This window comes from Herbiconiux sp. J20-20, assembly GCF_057365085.1.
On the sequence record NZ_CP195122.1, the window covers coordinates 550,472 to 575,314 of the forward strand.

General features: G+C 65.2%; 25 protein-coding genes. 7 read left to right on the plus strand and 18 right to left on the minus strand.

All coding sequences use genetic code 11. The features are described 5' to 3' along the window. Positions 1–13 precede the first annotated feature (13 nt). The 5 genes from ACR3ZA_RS02615 to ACR3ZA_RS02635 form a co-directional block, all read right to left on the minus strand. Positions 14–1,570, minus strand: coding sequence for a ComEC/Rec2 family competence protein (locus ACR3ZA_RS02615; RefSeq protein WP_473659865.1), 1,557 nt, complete (start codon positions 1,568–1,570; stop codon positions 14–16). Between the two features lie 339 nt (positions 1,571–1,909). Continuing rightward, the gene (locus tag ACR3ZA_RS02620; protein ID WP_486179539.1) at positions 1,910–2,539 is read right to left on the minus strand and encodes a TetR/AcrR family transcriptional regulator; all 630 of its coding nucleotides are present in this window, start codon (positions 2,537–2,539) and stop codon (positions 1,910–1,912) included. Between the two features lie 40 nt (positions 2,540–2,579). Continuing rightward, positions 2,580–3,965 (minus strand): CoA transferase, encoded by a 1,386-nt coding sequence (locus ACR3ZA_RS02625; RefSeq protein ID WP_473659869.1) that lies wholly within the window; start codon positions 3,963–3,965, stop codon positions 2,580–2,582. Next, positions 3,965–4,693: an SDR family oxidoreductase gene (locus ACR3ZA_RS02630; protein WP_473659871.1), complete on the minus strand. Its 729-nt coding sequence runs from the start codon at positions 4,691–4,693 to the stop codon at positions 3,965–3,967. Before ACR3ZA_RS02630 ends, ACR3ZA_RS02625 begins: the two co-directional genes overlap by 1 nt. Further along, entirely contained in the window at positions 4,690–5,307 is a 618-nt protein-coding gene (locus ACR3ZA_RS02635; protein ID WP_473659873.1) for a hypothetical protein, read from the minus strand. Before ACR3ZA_RS02635 ends, ACR3ZA_RS02630 begins: the two co-directional genes overlap by 4 nt. A gap of 236 nt (positions 5,308–5,543) precedes the next feature. Here ACR3ZA_RS02635 and ACR3ZA_RS02640 point away from each other — a divergent pair, with 236 nt between their 5' ends. Genes ACR3ZA_RS02640 through ACR3ZA_RS02650 form a run of 3 tightly spaced genes read left to right on the plus strand, consistent with a single transcriptional unit; the run spans position 5,544 to position 7,755 of the window. Further along, positions 5,544–6,107: an alpha/beta fold hydrolase gene (locus ACR3ZA_RS02640; RefSeq protein ID WP_473659875.1), complete on the plus strand. Its 564-nt coding sequence runs from the start codon at positions 5,544–5,546 to the stop codon at positions 6,105–6,107. After that, positions 6,104–7,000 (plus strand): NAD(P)-binding domain-containing protein, encoded by an 897-nt coding sequence (locus ACR3ZA_RS02645; protein ID WP_473659877.1) that lies wholly within the window; start codon positions 6,104–6,106, stop codon positions 6,998–7,000. The genes ACR3ZA_RS02640 and ACR3ZA_RS02645 overlap by 4 nt, the downstream gene beginning before the upstream one ends. Continuing rightward, the gene (locus ACR3ZA_RS02650; protein ID WP_473659879.1) at positions 6,997–7,755 is read left to right on the plus strand and encodes an MBL fold metallo-hydrolase; all 759 of its coding nucleotides are present in this window, start codon (positions 6,997–6,999) and stop codon (positions 7,753–7,755) included. The genes ACR3ZA_RS02645 and ACR3ZA_RS02650 overlap by 4 nt, the downstream gene beginning before the upstream one ends. 42 nt (positions 7,756–7,797) lie before the next feature. Here the strand turns inward: ACR3ZA_RS02650 and ACR3ZA_RS02655 are convergent, their stop codons facing one another. Next, a complete protein-coding gene (locus tag ACR3ZA_RS02655) occupies positions 7,798–8,799 on the minus strand; it encodes a hypothetical protein (protein WP_473659881.1) in 1,002 nt (333 codons plus the stop codon). Between the two features lie 29 nt (positions 8,800–8,828). Then, positions 8,829–9,428: a GNAT family N-acetyltransferase gene (locus ACR3ZA_RS02660; RefSeq protein ID WP_473659883.1), complete on the minus strand. Its 600-nt coding sequence runs from the start codon at positions 9,426–9,428 to the stop codon at positions 8,829–8,831. 221 nt (positions 9,429–9,649) lie between these two features. On the opposite strand from ACR3ZA_RS02660, the gene ACR3ZA_RS02665 reads away from it, so the two are divergent. Continuing rightward, the gene (locus tag ACR3ZA_RS02665; protein WP_473659885.1) at positions 9,650–11,824 is read left to right on the plus strand and encodes an ATP-binding domain-containing protein; all 2,175 of its coding nucleotides are present in this window, start codon (positions 9,650–9,652) and stop codon (positions 11,822–11,824) included. Next, positions 11,817–12,491: a DUF2290 domain-containing protein gene (locus tag ACR3ZA_RS02670; protein WP_473659887.1), complete on the plus strand. Its 675-nt coding sequence runs from the start codon at positions 11,817–11,819 to the stop codon at positions 12,489–12,491. Before ACR3ZA_RS02665 ends, ACR3ZA_RS02670 begins: the two co-directional genes overlap by 8 nt. Positions 12,492–12,551: 60 nt before the next feature. On the opposite strand, the gene ACR3ZA_RS02675 is transcribed toward ACR3ZA_RS02670, so the two are convergent. Next, a complete protein-coding gene (locus ACR3ZA_RS02675) occupies positions 12,552–13,961 on the minus strand; it encodes a recombinase family protein (RefSeq protein ID WP_473659890.1) in 1,410 nt (469 codons plus the stop codon). Between the two features lie 165 nt (positions 13,962–14,126). Here ACR3ZA_RS02675 and ACR3ZA_RS02680 point away from each other — a divergent pair, with 165 nt between their 5' ends. Beyond that, a complete protein-coding gene (locus tag ACR3ZA_RS02680; protein ID WP_473659892.1) occupies positions 14,127–14,345 on the plus strand; it encodes a helix-turn-helix domain-containing protein in 219 nt (72 codons plus the stop codon). Between the two features lie 9 nt (positions 14,346–14,354). Here the strand turns inward: ACR3ZA_RS02680 and ACR3ZA_RS02685 are convergent, their stop codons facing one another. Then, positions 14,355–14,708 carry a hypothetical protein gene (locus ACR3ZA_RS02685; RefSeq protein WP_473659895.1) on the minus strand — a complete coding sequence of 118 codons (354 nt, stop codon included), beginning with the start codon at positions 14,706–14,708 and terminating at the stop codon, positions 14,355–14,357. 119 nt (positions 14,709–14,827) lie between these two features. Continuing rightward, on the minus strand, positions 14,828–15,292 hold the full coding sequence (locus tag ACR3ZA_RS02690; RefSeq protein WP_473659897.1) for a DUF6998 domain-containing protein: 465 nt from the start codon (positions 15,290–15,292) through the stop codon (positions 14,828–14,830). 145 nt (positions 15,293–15,437) lie between these two features. Between ACR3ZA_RS02690 and ACR3ZA_RS02695 the strand changes: the two genes are divergently transcribed. After that, complete coding sequence (locus ACR3ZA_RS02695; RefSeq protein ID WP_473659899.1) at positions 15,438–15,584, plus strand: hypothetical protein; 147 nt, start codon at positions 15,438–15,440, stop codon at positions 15,582–15,584. A 13-nt stretch (positions 15,585–15,597) separates the two neighbouring features. Here the strand turns inward: ACR3ZA_RS02695 and ACR3ZA_RS02700 are convergent, their stop codons facing one another. The 8 genes from ACR3ZA_RS02700 to ACR3ZA_RS02735 form a co-directional block, all read right to left on the minus strand. Then, positions 15,598–17,325, minus strand: a complete 1,728-nt coding sequence (locus ACR3ZA_RS02700; protein ID WP_473659901.1) for a DUF2326 domain-containing protein — start codon at positions 17,323–17,325, stop codon at positions 15,598–15,600. After that, a complete protein-coding gene (locus ACR3ZA_RS02705) occupies positions 17,309–17,557 on the minus strand; it encodes a hypothetical protein (RefSeq protein ID WP_473659904.1) in 249 nt (82 codons plus the stop codon). The genes ACR3ZA_RS02700 and ACR3ZA_RS02705 overlap by 17 nt, the downstream gene beginning before the upstream one ends. Beyond that, positions 17,550–18,296: an ABC-three component system protein gene (locus ACR3ZA_RS02710; protein ID WP_473659906.1), complete on the minus strand. Its 747-nt coding sequence runs from the start codon at positions 18,294–18,296 to the stop codon at positions 17,550–17,552. The genes ACR3ZA_RS02705 and ACR3ZA_RS02710 overlap by 8 nt, the downstream gene beginning before the upstream one ends. A 54-nt stretch (positions 18,297–18,350) precedes the next feature. Beyond that, positions 18,351–19,019, minus strand: a complete 669-nt coding sequence (locus tag ACR3ZA_RS02715; protein WP_486179540.1) for a hypothetical protein — start codon at positions 19,017–19,019, stop codon at positions 18,351–18,353. Positions 19,020–19,337: 318 nt separating this feature from the next. Next, on the minus strand, positions 19,338–20,120 hold the full coding sequence (locus ACR3ZA_RS02720) for a hypothetical protein (RefSeq protein WP_473659910.1): 783 nt from the start codon (positions 20,118–20,120) through the stop codon (positions 19,338–19,340). A 3-nt stretch (positions 20,121–20,123) separates the two neighbouring features. After that, positions 20,124–20,726, minus strand: coding sequence for a helix-hairpin-helix domain-containing protein (locus tag ACR3ZA_RS02725; protein WP_473659912.1), 603 nt, complete (start codon positions 20,724–20,726; stop codon positions 20,124–20,126). Between the two features lie 60 nt (positions 20,727–20,786). After that, positions 20,787–23,375 (minus strand): leucine--tRNA ligase, encoded by a 2,589-nt coding sequence (gene leuS, locus ACR3ZA_RS02730; RefSeq protein ID WP_473659914.1) that lies wholly within the window; start codon positions 23,373–23,375, stop codon positions 20,787–20,789. Between the two features lie 99 nt (positions 23,376–23,474). Then, positions 23,475–24,836, minus strand: coding sequence for a chorismate-binding protein (locus tag ACR3ZA_RS02735; protein ID WP_473659916.1), 1,362 nt, complete (start codon positions 24,834–24,836; stop codon positions 23,475–23,477). Between the last annotated feature and the right edge of the window lie 7 nt (positions 24,837–24,843).

The window sequence follows — 24,843 nt, forward strand, 5'->3', positions numbered from 1 at the left end:
AACCGAAGCCAGCCTAGCCGCCGGCACCGTCACCGGGTCGCTGCGTCCAGACCAGCAGCTCGCCCGCGCGCTCCCCCGGCGCCACCAGCACGATGCCGTGCCGATCGGTGCGGTAGGCGGCGGTTCCGGCGGCCGCGAGCACGCCGAGCGCGCTCTCGGTCGGATGCCCGTAGTCGTTGTCCGCCCCGACGCCGATCAGCCCCACGGGAGCGGCCAGCGCCGCGTACAGCGCCGCCGACTGGTCGCCCGAGCCGTGATGCGAGACCTTGACGAGATCGACGGACGCGGGGCGCACGCTCGCGAGCAGCCGCGCCTGGGTCTGCTCGCCGAGGTCGCCGAGCAGGATCGCGCTCAGGCATCCCGTGCGACACTCCCCCACCGGCCCCAGCTCGAGCACGAGGCTTGCGTCGTTGCCGGGGTCACCGCCGCGCGGCGGCGGCCAGATGACCTCCCAGGCGAGCTCGCCCAGCACCCCGCGCGCGCCGCGCTCCGGCGATTCGACGCTCGCCCCGTGCACGCGCAGCCTCTCGCCGATCGCCGCGTCGGCGGCATCCGCGGGGACTCCCAGGAGGGCGCGATCCACCCGTCCGAGCACCGCGTCGAGGTCGCCCACATGGTCGGCGTCGAAGTGGGTGAGCACCAGAAGGTCGATGCGCGTGACACCGAGTTCGTCGAGACACGCCGCGAGCGGCTCCGGCTCGCGGCCGACATCGACGAGCGCGATCTGCCCGGCGCTGCGCATCAGGGTCGCGTCGCCCTGCCCGACATCGCAGGCGGCGTACTGCCACGTGCCCGGTCGGCCCAGCGCGTCGCCCACCCGGCCCGCGAGCAGCGTGAGGGGGTAGGCAAGCAGTGCGAGGGCGAGCAGCCCTGCCGCGACCCGGCGGATCGCGGATGCGCGGCCCCCGGTCGGCAGGATCAGCAGCGCCGCCGCCAGCGTCACGGCGGCGAGCAGCACTACCCCGCCGACGCCGTCGGGCCAGGGGCCGCGCGCGACCGGAAGCGCGGCGGCGGTCTGCGCCACCGCCGCGATCCAGCTGGACGGGAGCCACGGCGCGATCGGGAGGAGCAGGCAGGCCACCAGGCCCAGCACGGTCGCCACCGGCGCCGCGGGTGCGGCGAGCACGTTGGCCGGAACACCGTAGACCGCGAGCGAGGGGTCGAGCAGCAGCAGGACCGGCTGGCACGCCAGCTGGGCCGCCGTCGGGACGGCGATCACGAGAGCGAGCGGGCCCGGCAGCACCCGCGACAGCCGCTCGGTCAGCGGCCCGGCGAGCACGAGCAGCCCCGCGGTCGCGAGCACCGAGAGGGCGAACCCGTAGTTGCGGGCGAGCCACGGGTCGACCGTCAGCAGCGCGACGACGCTCAGGCACAGCAGCGGCATGCCGCGGGAGGCGCGCCCGAGCGCCAGGCCGAGCAGCGCGGCGCCGGCCATGACGCTCGCCCGTAGCACGCTCGGCTCGGGCGTGACGAGCACCACGAAGCCGAGCAGCGCGACGAGCGAGCAGCCGACGCGCACCGCCCGCGGCGCCCCGAGCAGCCGGCACAAGCCGAAGACGAGGGCCACCACGACGGCGCAGTTCGCCCCTGAATTGTCCGCTCTAGACGAACTGCGCGGAGGTTCTGCTCCCAGAAGGCAACTGCCCGTGAGCTGTTCCACTGCCGACGCAACGCCTTCAGCAGTGATGTCATCAACGCAGCGTCAACCAGGTGCGCGGCTCCGTCGACATCGCAGACGCCACGGTCTTTCGATGTCCTCCCGGAATCGGTCGAGGTCGCGGGCGATCGCGCGAATGTCCGTGAGCAAGTTGTGATCTGGCGTCCAGTCCACGTCAATCATGAATCCGACACTTTCGTGCGCGAGCTCGTGCCGGTCGGCTTCAATCTCATCGAATGGCTCTCGTCGAGCTCAGCGGCTCACAAGAATGGCGCGGAACAGCGCTTCGAGACTCGCCGCCGCTTCTGGGAGTGCGATCGAGTTCGCTCGAGGGATGGAGCTTAGGAGGAGCCCGTCAATTGTCGCCATGAACAGCTCGGCCGCGAGCACCGCACCCTCTTGCGTCCATCTCTCGTCCAGCACACGGAGATGGTCTGCGAATCGAGTGATCACTCGTTCGATCTCAGCGACGACCACTCCGGCAACTTCGTCATAGTGCGCGACTCCAAGCACCACGTGGGTAAGAAGGATCGCTTCGGTTCGATCTCCGACGGTCGCCCCGACCATCTCGACCACCGTGGCGACGAGCTCATCCGTCGTCGACGTTGCCACGAGGGCGTCGGCGATCGGCGCTATCAGTCGACTGCTTGCCTCGCTTGCGATGGCCACCCGAAGACCGGCGAGGTTTCCGAAGTGGTAGCGCACGAGGCCGACGGTCGCGCTTGCAGCGTGGGCGACTCGTCGATGGGTGAGTCCCTGCCATCCGTCGCTGGCGAGACACGCCATTCCAGCGGCGAGGAGCTCGTTGCGGCGGCGATCGCCTCGTGCGCTTCTCTTGGCCGCAGTCGGGATTGCGCTCGGGTCGTCGGGAGTGGTCATCATGCCCGCTGAAGGCTAGCAAGGAGCAGGGAATCGGCCTGGGTCAACTCGCCCAGGAGGCTGATGTCGATCCGAACGGAATCGGGGCGCGGGACCAGCGGTCGGGCCCTCCGGGATAGGACAGGGCCGGTACGGCAAGGGAGAGGGTACCCACCGTGGACTCGATGGTGGTGGTGGTTGGGACGAAAGGAGGCGGACCTGGTTCGTCTTCCGAGCGGACGCCCTTCGCGAGGAGTTCGTGGGCGACTCGTGCCAGCGAGACACTCAGTGTGCTCGCCGGTCCGGCTTCCTGTCGCCGCCTGATTGCGGACATGATTGACGCCGCGAGGAGGTAACCGGCGGTGTGATCGAGAGCTTGTGCTGGCAGGGCACCGGGCTTCTCGTCTCCGCATGCCTCGATTCGGGCGATGCCCGTAGCCGCTTGCACGACGCTGTCGAAACCTCGTCGGTTGGCCCAGGGCCCAGTGAGTCCCCAAGCGCTGACAGTTGCGATGATGAGGTCGGGATGGTCTGTTGCGAGCCCCTCGATGGCAAGGCCGAATCGCGCGAGCGCGTCAGGTCGGTAGCCGAGGACCACGACGTGGGCTCTCTGCAGCAGTTCGCGGACTTTCTTCGCTCCATCGGGCGTGCGAAGATCGAGCAGCGTTGATCGCTTCCCTGCTCCGGTGTCGAGGTGTTGCCACTCCGCCTCCGGGAGTCGAGGGTCGTCGACCCGTAGGACGTCGGCGCCCAAGAGAGCCAGAGTACGGGTCGCGACGGGTCCGGCGATCACTCGAGTGAAATCGAGTATTCGGATCCCCGTAAGGGGCGCGTCGCGCGTTCCGTGTGCTGGCATCCGCGAGTTGTGCGGGTGGTGGGCTCGAAGTCGAGTGCGAAGCAAAGGCTCTTCCGCAACGGCAGACGCGTGCGGGGAGGACTTCCACTCTTCGAGTTCGCGCACTCGGATGGCGACGCCGCTCGCTTCGACAACCACTCGTTCGACGGATTCCGCGTCGAGTTCGGACAGCCGGAGTGCGAGTTCACCTCGACCAGCATCCTTCGGAAGGTCGAGAGCGGCCAGCAACCGTGCTCGGTGGTGTGGGTAGTTGGCGTGCGTGCGGATCCACCCGTCACGGGTGAGAAAGAAGCCAGAGTGCTCAGCCCAGACGTCCGGTGCGATCCCATCGATGCGGAAGTGTCGTTCGCTCGTGACTGCCGTGGCGACTCTGTCTGCGTCGATCTCTGGAGCACCGCTGCCACACAGTCGTGCTGCTGCGAGGCTTGCGATCGCAACGGCGTCGCGGACGAGCTCGCCAGAGTGCAACCGTGATCGCAATCTCGGCACTGAACCGGGGTCGACCGACGGAACCGGCCCCGACTCACCGGTCGCATGCCACATCGCGGGCAGGAAAGAGACAGGTTCGCTGCGCGGGAACGCGAATGCCGCCATCACACGCCACCCGTCAAGCTGATTGTCGTCGCGGTCAGGTAAGCGGCCTGATCGGACAGGGCCCAGAGGATCACCTCAGCTACCTCGTCAGGTTCGGCGATACGACCCAAAGGAACTCGACTGGCCACCCGTCTCGGCCGCTCGGGGTCACCCGCCGCGGCGTGAATCTCGGTCGCGGTCGTCCCAGGTGCGATCCCCACAACGCGGATTCGCTCAGGCCCAAGTTCTCGGCCGAGTCCGCGGGTGATCGCCTCGACTGCGGCCTTGGATCCTGCATAGGCCACATACTCCCCCGGCGCACCCGTCGCGGCCGCGACAGAACTGAGGTTGACGATCACACCCGGAAGGCCGAGCGCGCGCCAGTGCGCGATCGCCGCCTGACTCATGGCCAAGAGCCCGAGCACATTGACATCGAAGATCTGACGGGCCGCGCTCGGAGCAAGGCCGCCGAACCCTCCAAGCGGCCCGGTGACGCCGGCGTTGTTGACGAGCGCATGGAGCGGTCCGAACCGTTCGACCGCTTCGGCGACAACGGCGTCGGCGAGATCAGAGGATACGTCCGACCGAATCGCGCGGACGGCCGAACCTAGGTCCTCCACGAGTGAGGCTGCCGCCTCACTGTCTCGCACGTAGGTGAACGTGACTCGATGGCCTGCAGCTACCGCACGGCGGACCGTCGACGCGCCGATGCCTCGCGAGCCGCCCGTGACAAGAATGTGTGCAGTCACGGCGCGACCTCCTTGACAAGTGCCGTCGGCATGTCCCGAGGTACCGCGTGGGCGACCACGAGCTTGAGCGCAAGTATGACCGGAACCCACTCAAATCCGGTCGGCGCCGTGGCAAGCGGAGCTGCGAGTGCTGTTGCTGCGGCGAATGCGAGAGCCGTCGGCCGAGCGAGCTCGCGCGGCACCGTTGTCACGATGACGATCGCGATGACCGTCGCGAGATACCAGACCACGCCCCACACCCAAGATCCGCCTGGGAAAGCAAGGGCGACGATCAGCGCCTGAATATGGACCAATCCAAAGGCGATGGGTCGCTTGACGAGTCGGACGAGAAGAGTGTCGGTAGATCGAACCGGTGCTTCACGGCCTCGCTTCGCGGACGCCAGTCCATTCGCCACGACGCCGCCAATGAGGTCGTATGCGAGCACGGCGGCCAATCCGTACTGCCACGGGGTCCAGAGCTCTGGGTGTGAGACCGCGGTCTGCACAACGACGAAGATTGCGCCAGCGAGACCGCCGAAGCGAGCCAGGTTCTTCTCGACCACGGTGGCACCGTCCCCGTAGATCGGATCGACCTTGGACCCACTGGCAGGAATACGTCGAGGTTTGTCTGTCACGGCTGCTGATCCACTCTCCCGGCACCTTCTGACTCTCTGCTAAGTTGACGCTCAACTTATACGATCGTACAACTAAGGAGCAATATGGCCGAGGTCTTGCTTTGGTCGATCGGGGTTCTATCGGTCGTCTCCGTCGCCGCGACGATTCGGACCGTTCGCCGTGATGGATACAGGCGTGTCCCGGATCGCACTATCGGTCGACGACCATTCGATACGAGAGAAGGGGCGGACGATTGATGTCAAACCAGGCGGGATTCGTGACGATTCCAGGAATCGATGGGTCAGGCGCAGAACACTGGCAGACGCGATGGGAACAACAGGAGAGAGGCTTCTCGAGGTTCGAGCCGACGTCGTGGACCTATCCCCAACTCGACGATTGGTGTTCAGCTTTGGAGGAGGCCGTTCGGGCGCTCCCCGAGGCCGTGCTCGTGGCGCACAGCCTCGGATGTCTAGTCGTCGCACACTGGGCCGCGCGGACGGACGCTCGGGTCTCAGGAGCATTCCTGGTGTCGGTACCCGACCCGACGGGACCTGCATTTCCTGGCCCAGCAGCGCAGTTTGCACGCCCACCCCGCAGTCCCCTAGCGTTCCCGAGCCTCGTCGTTGCAAGCACGAGCGACCCGTTCGGCAGCTCTCACTACCAGGAGGGCATCGCCGAGGATTGGCAAGCGAGGTACGTCTCCGTCGGCGAGCTAGGACATATCAATGAAACGAGTGGCCTTGGAAATTGGCCACAAGGACGCCGACTCCTCGATGAGTTTGTTGACGGTCTCCCCTCCCCACATGGGAGCCGGCCTTGATTGCACCCGCCGACCGCGTCGGCTTTATAGGCCTCGGCATCATGGGACAGCCAATGGCGGTGCGTCTTGCGCGCGCCGGACTTCGACCACTTGTCTGGAACCGCAATCCCGACCGAGCGACCGATGTCGCCGACGCCGGCGCGCAATCCGCCAAGGACGTGGCGCAGGTGATGCGCGAATGTGGAATCGTCATCCTGATGCTCGCCGACGAAAAGGCGATCGATGAGGTTCTGGGACGCGGCACCCCAACGTTCGAGGCTGTGGCAGGTCGAATCATCGTCCAGATGGGAACGGTGTCGCCGGAGTACTCTGTCGCTCTGGCGCGTGACATCTCCATAAACGGAGGACGCTACGTGGAGGCCCCTGTCTCGGGTTCTCGCGTGCCGGCCGAGAACGGCGAGCTCGTGAGCATGCTTGCGGGACCAACCGAAGCCCTCGCCGCCATCGAGCCAATCCTCGCACCAATGTGCGCCACACAGGTCGTGTGCGGAGACGTCCCGTCAGCACTCGAGATGAAGCTCGCGGTCAACATCTTCCTCATCACGATGGTCACCGGGCTGGCCGAGTCATTCCACTTCGCCGCTAAGGCCGGACTCGACCTCGCCACATTGGAAGCCGTACTCCACGCCGGACCGATGGCATCGGTGGTGTCGCGCGGAAAGACCCGGAAGATCGTGTCTGCGGACTACGAAGCGCAGGCCGCGATCCTCGACGTCCTCAAAAATGCCCGACTGGCGGCGCACGCGGCACGCACACGCGACGCTAGTACCCCTCTTCTCGACGCCTCTACGGCGTTGTACTCCGTCGCCGCGGATCTTGGATTCGGCGCCTCGGACATGGCAGCGGTCATTGAAGGGTTCAGCACGCCTTCAGACCGAGAAGCGACAGAGTGATCCGCGTTACCGTCCTCGGGTCGGGCAGTCCTCACCCGCGCCCCGGCCAGGCGTGCTCGGGGTATCTCCTGGAGACCGAGGACGCTCGGGTCGTCGTCGATCTCGGATTCGGCGTCTTGGCCAACCTACTCAGGCACACGACGCTCGACCGCGTCGACGCCGTCTGGATCTCACACCTCCATGCCGACCACGCCGCCGATGTGCTTGCCCTGCTGTATGCCCTCGATGACGGGGGCCTCGCCAGCCCCCACGGGCCCCTAAGGGTCTACGCACCGGCGGGCCTTCCGACTCGGGTGGCTTCCTACCTCGGCAAAGACCTTTCGACCAGGTTCGCCGAGCCATTCATCGACTTCCGCCCGCTTCGCGACGGCATCGGCTTTCGAATAGGTTCGCTCGACCTCATCACCCGCGCCGTCAACCATGGAGTCGAGGCGTACGGTCTCCGCGCGGGCTCTGAAGGGTCCGTCGTCGCCTACACCGGCGACACCGCAGAATGCCCAGCCCTACTCGACCTCGCAGACAATGCCGACCTCCTGATCTGCGAGGCCCAAGCTGTTCAACTCAGCGATGCCGAAGAAGCAGTACATCTTTCGGCGAGCGCCGCAGGCAGACTCGCCCGAAGCGCAGCTGCGCGACAGCTCATGATCACTCACGTAGGCCCAACAGCCACACCGCAATATGCGGCCAAGGCCGCGGAAGGGGAGTTCAAGGGTCCGATCCTGTGTGCGTCCGACGGCATGATGGCCGTTGTTTAGAGCCGCTCAAGGCGGCAAAGGGCGAGCGGAGCATGAGAAGCGTCACGGTTGAGCGGCGGCACGTCCAATGAAGTCAAGGACGTGGCCCATAGCTTCGATGGCTTCTTCCGCGTCGTTCTGCTCGATTCGAGTGTTGCCCTCGTGAACTGCCAAGTTGCGCTTGTCTCTGAGAAGTGCGGCCGACTTCTCCACGTCTGGCGGTGCACCCGCCAGTCGATCTCTCACGTCGGGACCTCGCCCACCGGAAGCCACCTCGACCGCTAGGCGGGCAGAGAGGATTGCTTCTCTGTAGCGTCCGTCCGTGAGGTGCCCCACCGCCGTTCGCGAGTGCGCCATGGCCGCTGCCACATCATTCAAAGGACGGAAGGCGTCCCGGTACGCGGTGTCGGGGGTTGGCCCAAGTAGATAGGTCAGTTCGGCGCCGTCTTCGAAGCGAATCACGTCGAAGGAGTCGACAGCCGTGCCGCCGGAGACCAGGACGTAGTCGGCATAACCGTGCTGCTCGTAGAGGTTCGGCAGCAACTCCTCGCTGCCGGTGATCTGTGGGCTCGCGAGGAACTGAGTGAGATGCTCCTTGTCCCGACCGTACATCTCAACTTTGCGCCCGGTTGCCTTCTGTCGAAGACGTAGGCCGAGATCGCTGCCCTCGCCCGCATACTTCTCGATGTAGCACCAGACCGATACGGGCGGCGAGGCCATGCTTGCCATCTGAATAATGACCTCGACCGCGAAACGACCATCGAACGACACAGCGATCTCGTGGTCGCTCTGACTGACAATCGATCCGGAGACAGCAACGTACTCTTTGCGACCCCGCGGAGCTACTAGCTCACCGCCGTGGCCGTAACAGTCTTGCAAGAGGTTCGAAAGCGGCGCGACATGCTGCAAGATCGTTTGCCTTGTGAGCACTCTGACAATCCGGCGCGACGCTTTCTCGCGGAGCCGCAGGTCGCGCAAACCGTCGGGTCGGTCGTAAGACTCGACGTAGCACTTGATCACGCCAGAGGCCTGAGTGCTGCGAGCAGCGACCTTCGCAGCCTGCACTCTCCTGCTCGTACTAGACCGGGATCTGCTCATTGCACGATGAACCGGGAATCGAGTATCAGCCCCGCAGGCTCAGGGGTGTGTGCAGTGTGCTTAAGCAACCACCGATCACCGGGACCTGGCTGAAAGTTCAACATGACAGTGTCGCCATTCAGCCGGCGCACTGCTCGCGGGGACCGAACCGGCTCCTCGAGCTCACCGACGTCCCAACCGAGTTCTCGCCAAAAGCTGACGCCGTCAGGAACGCTCTGGCCGTAGAGAAGTTCAACCCCCACGTCATTTGCAACCTGCTCCACCAGCGAGACGAGTCGTGCCCCGTGGCCGGCTCGGCGGTAGGCGGGAGAGACCGCCACAGCGTTGATGCACCACCAGCGCACATCGAGCTGATAGTCAATGAGCATCGAGGAGTCCGCCCAGATAAACCCAATCAAGGGGCCAGAGGGACCTCCGTCTCGAAGCACTGCAGTGCAGTTTCCGCGAACTTCTCGTCCGCGTCCAAAACGGTCGTGCGTACGCCACCCCTCGACGCTGTGGAGAGCGGTCATAGTTGGCAACTCCGTGATGCTCAGCTCCACAATTTCCTGGACGTCGCGCGGGCCAGCCTGTCCGACATATTCACGCTCAGCCATATCCGCCACGCCTTCAACTTACCTTCGACCCGAAACCCATCCAGGAGCCGCCGCGATGTTCTTCCGAAGCGCGCTGGGTCATCGGTACTCGAGTAATCGAGGAGTCCCTTTGGCGCAGCTTGTCGTTTTCTGTTTCAGCGCCACACTCTCACCGCTTCGATCCGCGACGCCGCGACAGTAGATCGTTGCTGCTCGTGAACCTGCGCCGAATACGATGAGGCATGACCATAAACGTCGTGCGGGGCAGCACGAGCAAGCCAGTGTCCACGGGCTTGCTCGTGGACGCACTGAAGGATGAGGCGCAGCTCAATGGCGAGCTGTTCACGGGGTTCCCGATCTTGCCTGCGCAACCGGATGTGGGATTTGCGGACGCGCTGCTGGTAGACCGGGACCGAGGGGTCGTCATCTTCGATCTCGTCGAGGGCACCGAGCTCGGCGACTTTCAGGCAAGGCAAGACGAGCTCGTTCGAGTGATGCAATCTCGTCTCCTGCAACATCAGCAACTTGTGAAGAAGCGGGTGCTGATCCCCAGAATCACGGCAGTCACGTTCGCGCCGGGTGCCGTTGTCGATGGCGTTCAGGTCGAGGAGGACTACTACCTCACCGACACTGGGACGCTCGCGTCAACCATTTCCGACCTGCCAGTCGAAATCGCGCAGACTACGATCTTCGAGCAGGTGCTTTCGGCGATCGAGACGCTGAGCGCGCTAGGTAAGAGCCGAGTGCCTCGAGTGGTCAAGGACCCAGACTCACGTGGCGCGCGGCTCGTGAAGCTCGAAGGATCGATTGCGACGCTCGACAAGCAACAGAGCGAAGCCGTCATTCAGACTGTGGACGGCGTCCAGCGAATACGAGGACTCGCCGGCAGCGGCAAGACGATCGTCTTGGCACTCAAGGCCGCCTATCTACATGCCCTACATCCAGATTGGCGAATCGCGGTTACGTACAACACGCATTCGTTGCATGACCAGTTTGTGCGCCTCATCCGCAACTTCACCATTGAGCAAACAGGTGCTGAACCGGACTGGACAATGCTCAGGGTCCTGAATGCTTGGGGCAGCCCAGGTAGCACCGAAAAGTCAGGCATGTATAGCCTCTATTGCGAGGCGGCGGGTGTCCCGTATTACAACTTCCGCTCTGCTGGGGCGAACGCCGGGTCGAACGCCAACGCCTTCCGCTGGGCTTGTGAGCAAGCACTCAACACCTCCGGTGACGCCGAGGTCGACTCGTTCGATGCGATCCTCGTCGATGAAGCCCAGGATCAACCCTCAGCGTTTCTCCGCATGTGCTACTTCATGCTCGGGGAAGAGAAGCGACTCGTCTATGCGTACGACGAGCTTCAGAGTTTGGATGGGCGCAGTCTGCCGACTCCCGATGTCATCTTCGGGAGCGATCCAGACGGTCGTCAAAGAGTGACGTTTGACTCAGCAAGCGGCACTGCCAGCTCGCACGACATCGTGCTCCAGAAGTGCTACCGAAACTCGCGTCCCGTACTTGTGACCGCACACGCGCTCGGCTTTGGCGTCTATCGCGAGCCGCCCGCCGGACGACAATCGGGCCTCGTGCAACTCTTTCAGAGCCCTGGTCTTTGGCAAGACATTGGCTACGAGGTCCGGGATGGCCAACTCCGTGCTGACGAGGACGTCGTGCTCGCTCGCACTAACGACTCGAGCCCACCATTCTTGGAACAGCATTCGCCGATCGCTGACCTCGTGCACTTTCAGGCCTTCCAGAGCGCCGACGAACAGAACGATTGGGTCGCCGCTGAGATCGTGAAGAACCTCAAAGAGGACGAGTTGCGATATGACGACATCATCGTTGTCAATCCGAACGGTTTGACTGCACGGAACAACTTGCCGCCGCTTCGAGCTCAGCTGTTGGAGGCTGGCGTCCCGAACCACATGGCTGGAGTCGACACATCTCCCACCGAGTTCTTTGCGCGTGGTCGCGAGTCAGTTACTTTCACTGGCATTCATCGCGCGAAGGGCAACGAAGCGGGCATGGTCTACGTCGTTAACGCGCACGAGGGCTTGGATCAGATCGCGAACCAGGCGGCGGTGCGCAATCGACTGTTTACTGCCATCACGCGCAGCAAGGGCTGGGTTCGAGTGCTCGGATTCGGTCCGCAGATGGATCAACTCCTCTCGGAGTTTGAGGAGGTGAAAGCGAAGGAGTTCACACTGCAGTTCCGGTACCCGTCGGAAGCCGAACGAGAGAAGTTGAATCTCGTGCACCGAGAGCTCACCGCGGCGCAGGCCAAAGACATCAACCAACAGCGGAAACTGGCCAGCGACCTCCTCGCGGGGCTCGAAGACGCACGCGCCTACGCCGAAGATCTTGATCCTGACGTGCGCGAGCGCTTGCTTCGTCTACTCAAAGGCGATGTGGATGGCTGAACCCACTCCGAAGCAGGTCATTAGGTCGATCACGGTTCTGACTACTTGGCTCGTCGCTCAAGGTCTGGCCGACGAACAAGAGTGGCCAAAGCTCGTTGGAGACGAACACTCGGGCGCGATCACGACCATGAACGCCGTCGACTCCAGCGTGCTGCGGGATGTCTCCTACGAGGACCTCTACGACGACCAACTCAGACGTAGAGCATTCAACGCAATCCTGCTCGACGGTGCCCTCATACAGATGAGTTACTCCTTTGCGGAGGGAAAGCTCATCCGGCATCGCCTTGCGTACTTGCCGTCACCGCGACTGCTTGACTTCCAAAATCTGCCCGAGCTGTACCTACATGACATTCCGTTCGCCGAGGTCGTGGGCTTACAGGTGGTCACTGTGCCCGTCCGTTTCGACTTCGACATCCGAGAGGGCGTAGAAGTCGGTGGAGAGCATCCCGCTGCCCATCTCACACTCGGTCAGTACAAGCATTGCCGGATACCGGTGAGCGCTCCAGTAACACCGGCAGTCTTCATCGACTTCATAGTTCGGCACTTCTACAGAACGCCAGACATGAGTCAAGTCACCCTGGATCGCGAGTTGGACCTGGCCTTCCAGCTAGCGGTGCCAGCCGTCGACCCCGAAGCGTTGCACCTGATCAGCCCCGGACGGCGATGATGAGTGTGGGCCGAGGTCGGCCGAACGCTTCGGCTCCATGGCCTCACGCGAGCGACTCTCCTACTCGGCCTGAGCCTCGGGCCCCCTCCACTCAACCTCGGTCCGCTCAACCGTCTGCCAGATCCCACGCACCCCGCGGTACGGCGCCGGCCGCACTCTGATCGTCAGGACCGCTCTGATGACCGCTCGCCGTTCGGTCAGTTCCATCTGTGCCCAGCGTCCGGCGACGTCGCCGGACTCGGCGAGCTCCGTGACCAGCGGGATCTCGGTGAGCAACCGCAATTGCCGAACGCTCTCGTCAATCCTCGGCTGAACGAGCCGCTCCTGTGCGAGAAGCATCTCGGGTAGGTCGGAGGCGAGAGCGAGCACTCGGACCTTCTCGAGCCACTCTTTGAGCTTGTTGACCTCCTCGAGCAGGCGGCGCCGGTCTTCAGCCGCCACTCCCCCGGACTGCGGGAACGTGTCGAGGAAGTCAGGCTCCGAGAGCTTGGCGACGACGTGCTCGTCGACGATGAGGTCGAGGTGTTTCATCGAGATCGACGTGTGGTGTGCGGGGCAGTTGTAGCTGAGGTGCTGGGTCTGACTGCCGCCAACCATCCGCTTCGCGCTGCGCCCGCTTCGGAGGACGGAACCGCAGGTCGCACACCGAGCGATACCTGTGAGCAGGTAGCGGAGCTCGGGACGTTCCTCGCGCGGACGCGCAGCAGCGCTCAACAGAACCTGCACCGACGCCCACTCGTCGAGGCTGACGAGCGCCGGCCATGCGGCGTCTCCCACGATCTGCCCGCGGAACTGGCGGAGTCCCGCATAGCCGGGCGTGGACAGCAGTTGCTTGACGGCGCCAGGCGTCCAACCCTCACCTTGGCGATGCTCCATGCGCTTCGGGTTCCGCGGCTCGATGCCGCCACTGTTCAGGGTCTTCGCGATGGCGTAGAGCGTCCCGCCTTCCGCGGCCATCTTGAACACGTTGCGGACGACGTCCGCAGTCCCCGGCTCCTCTTCGACATAGAGCAGCTGCCGCGTCGAAGTGTCGTAGACGCGGCGGTACCCGTACAAGTTCCGGCCGTGTGGCCGTCCGGCGGTCGCGTTCGCTTCGACCGCTCGACGGATGCGCTCGCTCGTCCTCGCCACCTCGTCCTCGGCGAGCAGCGCGTCCAAGCCGGTGCGAAAACGGTCGTCGCGGCTCGCAAGGTCATAGACCTTCCGCCCGTAACCCCAGAGCACGCCGGCGCGGGCACATGCGTCGCGCAACTCCGCGAAGCCAGCAAGGTCACGCGTCGCACGACTGCTCTCCCATGTGAGGAGAATGCCGATGCGCCTCTCATTGATCAGTCGGAGGGCCTCGGTCCACTCTGCGCGGTCGCGCCGCGACGAGAAACGACTCGCCGAACCGGTCTCTCGAATGACGCGAGAGACGTTCCAACCCTCTTGCTGAGCCCACCGCAGGCCGTCAGCGACCCGCTCTTCCACAGATCTGCCGAGACCGCTGCTGTCCTGCGAGACGCGAGCGAAGATGAGGGCGTCTATGTCCTACTCCCTCGTCTCGATTCGCCCCCTTGATCGTAGCGACGGCACCCGTCGCGCGGTACCTATAAGTCCGTGGACGTTTGAGTACCATCGGCCGAATCTGGGACCATGGCAACGCGCGGTCCCCTCAACCAGAGAGTGGGCAAGAACCTCCGCGCGCTGCGCGTCTCACGCGGGATCTCGCAAGAAGCTCTCGCCCACGAGCTCGAGTACGACCGGACCTATCTCGCCGGCATCGAACGCGGCGAACGCAACCTTTCGCTCGACACGCTCTCTAAGCTCGCCGAGCAGTTGGGCGTGGATCCGCTCGAGCTTCTCGCCGGATAGCGTCGACACTTACTGAAGGCGGTCGTATGCGGCGCGCAAACGCGCGGTGACGTCGACACCGAGGCCGCGTGCCTTGCCCATTCTGAGGCGGTAGTCGCCGGAGGCCGCAAGCATCGAGTGCTCTTGCATCTCGGCGCGAGTTAGCTCGCGAGCAAAGATGATCTCGGATGTGTCGCGGTCCATCGAAATCACGACAGCGCTATCGAACTCAAAGTCCTCGAACGACCAGAATCGAGTCTCCCCTCGTCGCAGCGACCGAACTTTGACCTGGATCCCGGTGCCATCCTGGAGCACCACATCGACTGACTTGTTCGTGGGCGGGGTGAGCGCCCCGCCGTAAGCATCCGCAACGACGCGTTCCATCAGCTCCCCCTCTAGCGAGGTGGCCGTCCTGATGTGTCCACGCTTCGTGATTTCGGCGTTGATGGCACTACGCAGCGCGAGTAGCTCAGAGAGTGGCATGTCAGAGAGGTCGTGCCCGCTCACTTCTGGTCCATCTCTGCGTAGGCGGTTCGAATGCGTTCGGTCACGTCGATGCCGACGGGGAGCACGTGGCGGGTGCGAATCGAGCGACTGTTCGTCAGTTCGACATGACGGCCGAGGGACTTGGTCTCCGCTTGCGATAGCTCTCGCGCCCACACAACCTCATATGTCCGAACGTCTAGGACCATGAAGACAGCAGCATCGAAGTCGAAGCTTCGGAAGGCGGAGAAGTCCGTGTCCTTGGCGCCCTCGACCAGTCGAGCTTTGACCTGGATCTTGCGACCATCGGCATCGAGGACGTCGTAGCTCTTCTTCGAGTTCATCTCGATGTGGCCGCCATAGGCCCGCCACGCGATGTGTTCGGCTAGGTCCCCAAGCGGGGCATTCCGTGTCCGGGTGATGCCCCGAGCTAGAAGCTCATCGAGCACGGCGACGTAGGCACTGAGCAGCTCCCTGACGCTCATGGTCGAAGTGTTGATACCCACGCGGCCCTCCCTGTCGTGCCTTCCATCCTGGCAGTGACCGAGGACGTTGATCCGCTGGGGCCGCTCTCCGCTGCACCTGTGAACCGGGCCCCCACGTGCTGCCGTTTTCATGCAGAATCTCGGCATGTTCGAGGACGAGTCGCACCGCACGTGTCCCGAATGCGGAGCCGACTGTCCGCCGGAGCCCTTCGACGTCGACGGTCATCTCAAGGTCGCGTTCAGCTGCGAGACTCACGGGATGCACTGCGTGGTGGATCCGTTCGAGGTGTGAGGCCGCGGCTGCTCTAGAACCGCAGTCCGAACAGACCGCCTTCGTCTGTGTCGAGCACAGTGCGCACGGTTCCGTCGACGAACCAGTCCTCCTCGGCGACGTCCTCGGGCACGTCGTTGCTATTGATTGTGCAGATGTACTGTCCGCCAATGTCCGAGGCAATGGTGTTTGCGAGTTTCAAAGCCGAGGCTCGCTGGCGCGGGTCCACTCCGTCGAACACGCTCGAGTCGTGCACTAGGAAGTCGGGGTGATGACCAGTCGAGACGCCCTCCTCGAGGAGCGTCAAATCGAAGCAGAAGAGTCGCATCCGCGAGACAGCGCTGCTCGCACCGCTCGCAACCACCACTGAGAACAGATACCCCTCGCCGTCGACGGTGACCGAGATGACCGCATCCACGTCGTAGAGCTGCTTCATCTTGGTTCTGAATCGGTCGCTCAGTTGATCAAGCTTGTCGCGATCGTCGACCAGCTTCTGCGAGGCATCGGTTCGAATCTGGGCCTTCGCGGCCTTCATCTCGTCCACGGAAACAGCCACCTCGCGCGACTGCTCGATCTGCGCGTTTAGTAGCCCAACCTCTGCGACGAGGCTGGCCAACTCGGATTGCATCGCCATCAACTCGTCTAGAGCTCCACCAGCTCGGAGTGCGCGCATCATCTCTTCCCGCTGTTCATCGAGCGAGCGGAGAGCCTGTCGAGCGCTTGTTAGCCTGTCCCGCACGACGTGAAGTTCGTTCTCGAGGAACTGTCTGCGATTCGCTAGGAGGTTCTCTCGGAATGCCTGGACAGTCTCGAGCCGGCGAAGTGCCGCGCTACTGAACGTCGCGCCGGCAGCCTCGTAGATCCCGACAACCTCTGTCTCATCGGCGCCCTCTCGAACCACGTCTTCGCTCAAGGCCGACACATACAGCGACTCCATTCGCTGGTCGACGTACCCCTGATCGCGAAGAACAGCGATCTCCGCTGTGAGTGCGTCGGCACGGGTCAGCATCTCGTCCGGATCCTCAAGCACGCGATACTCGCCCACTCGCGCCCGCAGGGCATCGACTGCGTTCTGAGCGGCGGAGCGGGAGAGCTCCAGCTGCTCAGCGGGGCGAAGTGAATCGAGCACGCCGTCTCGCATTGTCCGCCCGACGGCCGCTAGGTCATCGATCTGACGGTTGACGATCTGGAGCTCACGGACGATGGTCCAGTCCAACCCCACGAGGAACGCAATGTGCTTTCGTACAGACAGAGCGGGCTGGCCGTTGAAGAACTTCAAGGGGTCGGAAGGAGCTGTTGCGCGCACTACGTAGCTGAGCAGCGTACGGGCGGAGAGCTGCTCAGTCGACCCCTCAGGTGCTGGCTCGAGCCTAAAGAGGGCAAGCCCCAGTAGATCTTTCCAGTCGTCAAGGGAGATCCTTCCCTCCTGGACATACTGGCCAAGCACACCTTGCAAGGCGTCCGGGAAGTTGATCTTGAGCTTGCTCCCGGCGGCTAGGTTGCGAGAGACCGTTACCTGCTGTCCGAAGAGATCCAGGGCGAGGGTGAACTCCCATCCCCCATCAGCGAGCGGCTTCAGGCTGTCGTGCAGGCTACCGCCGAGCATGAAGTTGATGACCAACAGCAGTGAGGTCTTGCCCCGTGCATTTCGGCTTTGCTGATTGGTCGCGCTCGGGTCTCGATCAGCGAGGATGACATTGAAGCCCTCGTGAAAATAGATGGGCTTGAAGCGCTCGTCGTTTGCGCTAAGTCGCCGAAGCACTCGAACCCCCCAGGATCAAACCGTTCTCTTCGTCAATCAGTCCAACGGCAAACAGCATTGTCAAGGCATCGACGAAGTCGACGTAGGTCATCGTTGGGTGACTTTCTCGTGCGGATACCCAAAGCTGACCGGGCAGCACGGCGCTTTCGCCGAGCAGTTGGATCAGCGATGCACCGTGCCCCAACACGGTCCTCGCAACGGGCGTCAATTTCGTTGGAAGCAGCTCACTCACGTTCGAAGATCTCGCAGATCTCAAACATGAGGGCAACAACTGCGAGGGCGGCTGCTCGGACCTCTGGACTGTCGCGGGGGCCAGCGCCGGCGATTGCCTTACCAAGCACGAAGTCGAAGAGTTCGTCAGAACTCAGGTCGCTCGCAACGCCTTCCTCGTAGTCAGCTCGCATTCGGGCGACGAGTCGGCGCTCAAAGTTCGCGACCTCGCCTGACTGGAACGCGATGAAAGCCTGGACACGTCCTGATTGCGCCAGTCCAGTTTCAATGAGCTGTCTACTTGACTCGCCCAGCTCGTTCAGATCGATCTTCTGCTGCGTCGGCAGGGATAGCTCAATTTCGTCGAGTTCGGTTGTCGAGGATTGCGCGGCGACTACAGTGCAGACCAACGCCAAGCTCGCGTAAGTCACGTCGCCGAGCGCGAACTTCATCGCACGTTTGACTGTCTCTTCGTGTTCTGCCTTCATCTCGAGCAGAAGCTCCGTTGGGTGCTCGGCGATGAAGGTGTCCACGGCATCGTGGTGGTCGCCGCAGAGGTAGAAGAGATTCGCAGCGGAGCCTCGCTGCTGTGTCGTCATGGACGGGTCGAAGCGCGGCCCGCCCTCGCTGGCGGCACAGATGTGGGCGATCTTGCCGATGGGCTTTGCAGGGTCACCAACGGTCGGAGCGTCGATTGAAAGCTCCCGGCCACATCCCCGATATCCGCACTGACCGCCGCTTCTCGCGAGAAGCACCTTCACCTGCGAAGTGGGAGGTGGCTTGTCGCGATTAGCCTGAGCCACAAAGGGAGATTATCAGCGCAAAGGTGTTGATTTCTCTCTTTGCGAGGCGGCGCGTTTCGGGACACTTATCGATTGAATCCGGGGCAACACCATCACCTTGGTCTTCGGCAACTTCACGAAGCCGCACTGCTTCCAGTGCTTCGTCAACGCCGCGAGCTTCTCCTTGTCCTTGCGGAGCTCCCCGTGCTCGTCGGTCGACAAACTCGCCGGGAGGAGGGCAACAACCTCTCCACGGAAGACATGAGCGAGGCCGCGCACGAACGCGTGGCTGACCTTCCGTCCACGATGCTCGTCGGGCACCCCCACGAAGTCGATGATGAGCAAGCTGTTCGCCGCGAGAGCGTCGACGTCGATGTCGAAGAGGACGTCAATGTCACGGAGCGCGGCGGCGATGGCGCTCAGGTCGCCGGCCTCCGCGTCGAGCGAGTCGACCCAGTCGTCGTCGAAGCCAACGCGCACCAAACGGGCGGACGCAACGAGCGTCCGAGCGGGCTCATCCGCGTCTTCGTCGCTGTAGTCGAGCAGCCAGAACTGGGCGTACCAGCGTTCGACATTGCCCGCGCCATACGGGCTGTCGAACGACAATTCCAACGCGTGCTCGCGACCGATGACTTCGTCGAGACTCTCCGTGGATTCCTTTCTCAGGTGCGGAAGAGAGATCCTCGTGGCGACCACCGACAAGTGGGCCGATGGGGTCAGCCCGTCGAACCCACAAGGAACTCTTGTGAGTTGGAAGAACGCCTCGCCTCGCGACCGCGCGGCTTCGCAACCTGCAAGGACTCCTGACAGGTCGCGGACGCGCGAACTAGCGCAGGATCCTCGGTAGGTCGCGGGCCTTGAGAACAACTCGCAAGGAATGCTTGCGAGTTGGAGAGGTCAACTGCCCGGCGCCTCCGGGTAGTTGATGGCCGCCTGGGCAACCTATGCAGAATCCGCACAGGTTCACTGATTCCGGGCTCCGAGAGGCGGCTGGGCGCACTCAAGTAGGCTGATTCTCAGTCATAGAAGGCCCTGAACAGGTCGAATAGCAACGTTGGCCCCCGAGACGGCAGTGAGATGGCTGAGTGAACTGCGTTTCATGTCGCGGTCGAGCGCCGCGCCGACTTCCGTCGTGTCGCCGATCGCGAGCCCCGGGAGCAGCCCGGAGCCCGGCTGCGGCAGCGCGCCCGTCGCCTGCCGGAGCCCCGCGCGCAGCGCCTCGCTCGCCTCCAGCAGCACGGGCGGTGGCCGGATGTCGTGCAGCGCGCCGCGCGCGAACACCAGAAGGGCGCGGTCATCCCCCGGCTCGGCGGCGTCGACGGAGGCGATGAGGTGCACCGTCGCGCCAATCACGATGTTCGGCAGGGCCGGGTCATCCGGCTGGGCGAACACGAGCACCGGCACCGCGAGCTCGCGCCCCGGCGCGTCGCCCAGCGCCCGCAGCGTCGCCTCGAACCGCCCCTCGCGCGGCCGGGCCGTCACATCCAGTTCGAGGTCGAGACTGCGACCCGACCCCGCGGCCTCGGCCAGCTCGGACGGAGTGCGCGCGGCGACCCCGCTCGCGGTGGCGCTGAGCACGAGGGCGCCGACTGCGGTCGCGAGCATCACCGCGCCGAGCCGGAGGCGCACCGCGGGCCTGACGGCCTCGCGACCCCTGAGCAGCGTCGCCGCGACACCGAGCACCACCGCCCAGCCCGCGACCGCCGCGGCGAGCAGCGCCGAGGCCTCCGCGGCCCCGACTCCGACGATCGCGGCGAACCAGGCGACGAGGGCCGCGGGCACGAGACGGTAGTCGCCGCGCACGGCTCAGACCGTGACGAGGTCGCGCAGACCCTCGAACGTCTTGTCGCCGATTCCGCTGACGCTGAGCAGGTCCTCGATCGCGGTGAACCGCCCGTTCGTCTCACGCCACTGCAGGATGCGCTCCGCCATCGCGGGCCCGATCCGCGGCAGCGTCTCGAGGGTCGCCGCATCGGCGGTGTTGAGGTTCACCTTGCCGCCGACGACCGCGCCCGAGCCGGCGGCGGGCGCCTCCCCCTCGGCGTAGACGACCAGCTGCTCGCCGTCGACGAGGAACCTCGCCAGGTTGACGGCCTCGGGGTCGGCCCCGTCCAGGAAGCCGCCCGCCGCCGCGACCGCGTCCACCGCGCGAGCGCCCTCGCGCTGCTCGTACAGACCCGGGCGCGCGACGAGCCCCAGGATGTGCACGTAGATCGTCGCGCTCGCGCCGCCTGGGGCCGCGGCGGTCTCGTCGGGGGCGGGCGCCTCGATCACGGCGCTGGTGCCGCGCGGGGTCACGGCGGTGATGAACACCGCGACGCCGAGCGCCGCCAGCGCGAGCATGAGCGCGGCCCCGACCCCGACCCGCACGCGGGCGCGGCGGGGGTCGGGGTCGAGACGCGCGCTCACGGCGTCAGGTTAGGTCGGCACCGCTCGCGCGGTCCCGCGGATGCTCCCGGCTGTGAGCGACTAGCGCTTCGTCGCGATGTTGACGAGCTTCGGGGCTCGCACGATCACGTTGACGATCTCGCGATCGCCGACCGCGCGGGCCACCGCATCCGAGCCGCGCGCCAGGATCTCCAGCGCACCGGTGTCGATCGTCGGTGCCACCTCGAAGCGGTCGCGCACCTTGCCGTCGACCTGCACGATCGCCGTCACCGACTCCTCCACCAGGAGGGTCGGGTCGGCCTTGCGCAGGGTCGTCGTGGCGACGCTGCCCTCGTAGCCGAGGCGCTCCCACATGTCATCGGCCGTGTACGGCGCGAACAGGCTGAGCAGCTTCGTGACGATCTCGATCGCCTCGCGAACGGCCGGATCACCGGCACCGGGGCCGGAATCGATCGTCTTGCGGATCGCGTTCACGAGCTCCATGAGCCGCGCGACGACGACGTTGAACTTGAAGCCCTCGACCAGGCCCGGCGCGTCGGCGAGCAGACGGTGCGTCTGGCGACGCAGGGCCGCATCGCCGCCCTTCCACTCGACCTCGGGGCTCGAGGTGACCTCACCCGTGATGCGCCAGGCGCGCGCCAAGAACTTCGCCGAACCGGCGGGCGAGACGTCGGCCCAGTCGATGTCGTCCTCCGGCGGACCGGCGAACGCCATCGTCAGGCGCACCGCGTCGACACCGTGCTCATCGAGCTGCTCCGAGAGCCGCACGATGTTGCCGCGGCTCTTCGACATCGCGGAGCCGTTCATCAGCACCATGCCCTGGTTCAGCAGCGCACTGAACGGCTCGGTGAAGCTGACGTAGCCGAGGTCGAACAGCACCTTCGTGATGAAGCGCGCGTACAGCAGGTGCAGGATCGCGTGCGTCACGCCGCCGACGTACTGGTCGACGGGCGCCCACTTCTCGGCCTCCTTCGGGTCGAAGGCCTGAGTGTCGTCGTTCGGGTTCAGGAAGCGCAGGAAGTACCAGGACGAGTCGACGAAGGTGTCCATCGTGTCCGGGTCGCGACGCGCCGCGGTGCCGTCGGGCAGCGTCACGTTGACCCAGTCCTCGGCGGCGCCGAGCGGCGAGGCGCCCTTCGGCTGCAGGTCGAGACCCTCGCTCGGCGGCAGCTGAACCGGCAGCGCCGACTCTTCGACGGGGATCTCGCGGCCGTCCTCGGTGTGCAGGATCGGAATCGGGGTGCCCCAGTAGCGCTGGCGCGAGATCAGCCAGTCGCGCAGACGGTACGTCTTCGCGGCGCGGCCGGTGCCCGCCTCCTCCAGCAGCTCGATGACGCGCTTGATGGCGTTCGACTTGCTGAGCCCGTCGAGCGGGCCCGAGTTCATCAGGCGTCCCTCGCCCGCGAGCGCCTCGCCGGTCTGCACCGGGTCCGGCGGCAGCAGGTCGCCGGCCTCGAGCATCTCAGGAGTGATCACCGGGATCGCCCCGGTCACCGGGGCGTTCGTGTCGACGACGACGCGCACCGGCAGATCGAACTTGATCGCGAACTCGAGGTCGCGCTGGTCGTGCGCGGGCACGGCCATGACGGCGCCGTGGCCGTAGTCGGCGAGCACGTAGTCGGCCGCCCAGACGGGGATGCGCTCCCCGTTGACCGGGTTGATCGCGACGCGGCCGAGCGGCACGCCGGTCTTCTCGCGAGTGGCGTCCTGGCGCTCGATCTCGGTCGACTTCTGCACCTGCTCGAGGTAGGCGGCGAAGTTCTTCTTGGTCTCGTCATCCGCATCCGCCACCAGTTCGGCGGCGAGGTCGGAGTCGGGGGCGACCACCATGAAGGTGGCACCGAAGAGCGTGTCAGGGCGCGTCGTGAAGACGGTGACCTTCTCGGCACGGCCCTCGATGACGAAGTCGACGTCGGCGCCGACGCTGCGGCCGATCCAGTTGCGCTGCATCGCGATGACCTTGCTCGGCCACGAGCCCTCGAGCTGGTTCAGGTCATCGAGCAGCCGGTCGGCGTAGTCGGTGATCTTGAAGTACCACTGGGTGAGCTTCTTCTTCACGACGATGTTGTCGCACCGCTCGCAGCGCCCGTCCACCACCTGCTCGTTGGCGAGCACGGTCTGGTCGTGCGGGCACCAGTTGACCCAGCTCGCCTTGCGGTACGCGAGGCCCTTCTCGTAGAGCTTGAGGAACAGCCACTGGTTCCACTTGTAGTACTCGGGGTCGCTCGTGCGCAGCACGCGGTCCCAGTCGAACGAGGCGCCGTAGCGCTTCATCGACTGGCGCTGCTGCTCGATGTTGTCGTAGGTCCAGGCGCGCGGGTCGACCCCGCGCTTGATGGCCGCGTTCTCGGCCGGCAGGCCGAAGCTGTCCCAGCCGATCGGGTGCAGCACGTTGAAGCCCTGCAGCCGCCAGTAGCGCGCGATGACGTCCCCGAGCGCGTACGCCTCGGCGTGGCCCATGTGCAGGTCGCCGGAGGGGTACGGGAACATGTCGAGCACGTACTTGCGCGGGCGCGCATCCGTGGGGTCATCGGTCGCGAACGGGCGCAGCTCATCCCATCGCGCCTGCCACTTCTCCTGGATGCGCGTGAAGTCGTACTCGTTCGGGGCGTCGTCGTGCTGGGTCACAGAACTCTCATTCGTCAGGTGCCGGATCGTGCCCCGCGCCATCACACGGCGGGCGGACGTCGCGATCCATCGTCCAGGTTACTCAACGCGCGGGCATGTTCCGTCGTTCCCGACCTCGGCAACATTCGCCAGCGCGCCGAACTAGGAGGCGGGCGCGCCGAGGACGCGCAGCAGCGGCGCCGCCTTGACCCGGATCTCGTCGAGCTCGGCGGCAGGGTCGGACAGTGCGGTGATGCCGCCGCCGGTGCCGATCGAGGCGCCCGAGGGATCCAGGACGATGCTGCGGATGACCATCGCCAGATCGCAGGCGCCGTCGAAGCCGAACCAGCCGAAGGCCCCCGAGTAGATGCCCCGCGGCCGCGCCTCGAGCTCGTGCAGAAGCTCCGTCGCCCGCCGCTTGGGGGCGCCCGTCATCGACCCGGCCGGGAAGCAGGCCGCGACGACATCGACGACGTCGAGCCCCTCCCTCGCCAGTCCTTCGACGGTGCTCACCAGCTGATGCACCTGCGCGTAGCTCTCCACCTCGAGGAGGTGGGTGACGGCGACGCTGCCGACCTCGCACACGCGCGAGAGGTCGTTGCGCATCAGGTCGACGATCATCAGGTTCTCGGCACGCTCCTTCTCGCTGTCGAGCAGCTCCGCCCGCGCCGCCGCGTCGCTCGCGGCGTCGGCCCCGCGCGGACGGGTGCCCTTGATCGGGCTCGTGTCGACGCGTCCGCGCGCATCGACCCTAAGGAAGCGCTCGGGCGAGGCCGAGACGAGGGTCGTGTCACCGATGCGGACCAGTCCGGCGTGATGGCTGGGACTGCTGCGACGCAGCGCCGCGAGCAGCTCGACCGGGTCCGGGTGGGCACCCGGCACCTCGACGCGCGTCGTCAGGCACAGCTGATACGCCTCCCCCTCGCGGATCGCCTCCTGGCAGGAGCGGATGTGCTCGAGATACGTCACATCGTCGTCGAGCCAGCGTGCCTCGACGGGGGCGGCCGGGGCGGGCTCGACGGGGGCGAGCTCCGTGAGTGCTGCCACCGCCGCATCGCGCCAGATCGCCAGCTCACCGCTCCAGTCGTCGCCGAGTGCGATCAGGCGGCCCTCGCCGGTGGCGGCGTCGACGGCCAGCATCCGGTCGACACGCAGAAGTGCTGCCGGCGACGGACCCGCAACGGACGGCTGTCCGAGCGTTTCGCCGCGGAGCTCGTACTCCAGCCAGCCGACCAGCCCGAGCCGAAACGCGGGGAGATCCTCGCTCGCCTCGATCGGGCGAACCGCCAATTCGGCGCGCAGCGTATCGAGAACCCGCCCGGTGATGGCAACTCGCTCGCCGCGTCCCAGATAGTGGGTGCCCGCTCCCGGCCCGGTGGCTTCCGGGGCGGCGCTGTCGAGCCAGAAGCCGTCGGCCTCGCCGACGAGCGCCCGGAACGCCGCGGCGACGTCCGCCACGATGCCGACCGGATGCTCCAGCACTCGTCGCGGCGACGTTTCCAGCCGGACGGAGGAGAGGCGCATACCCTGA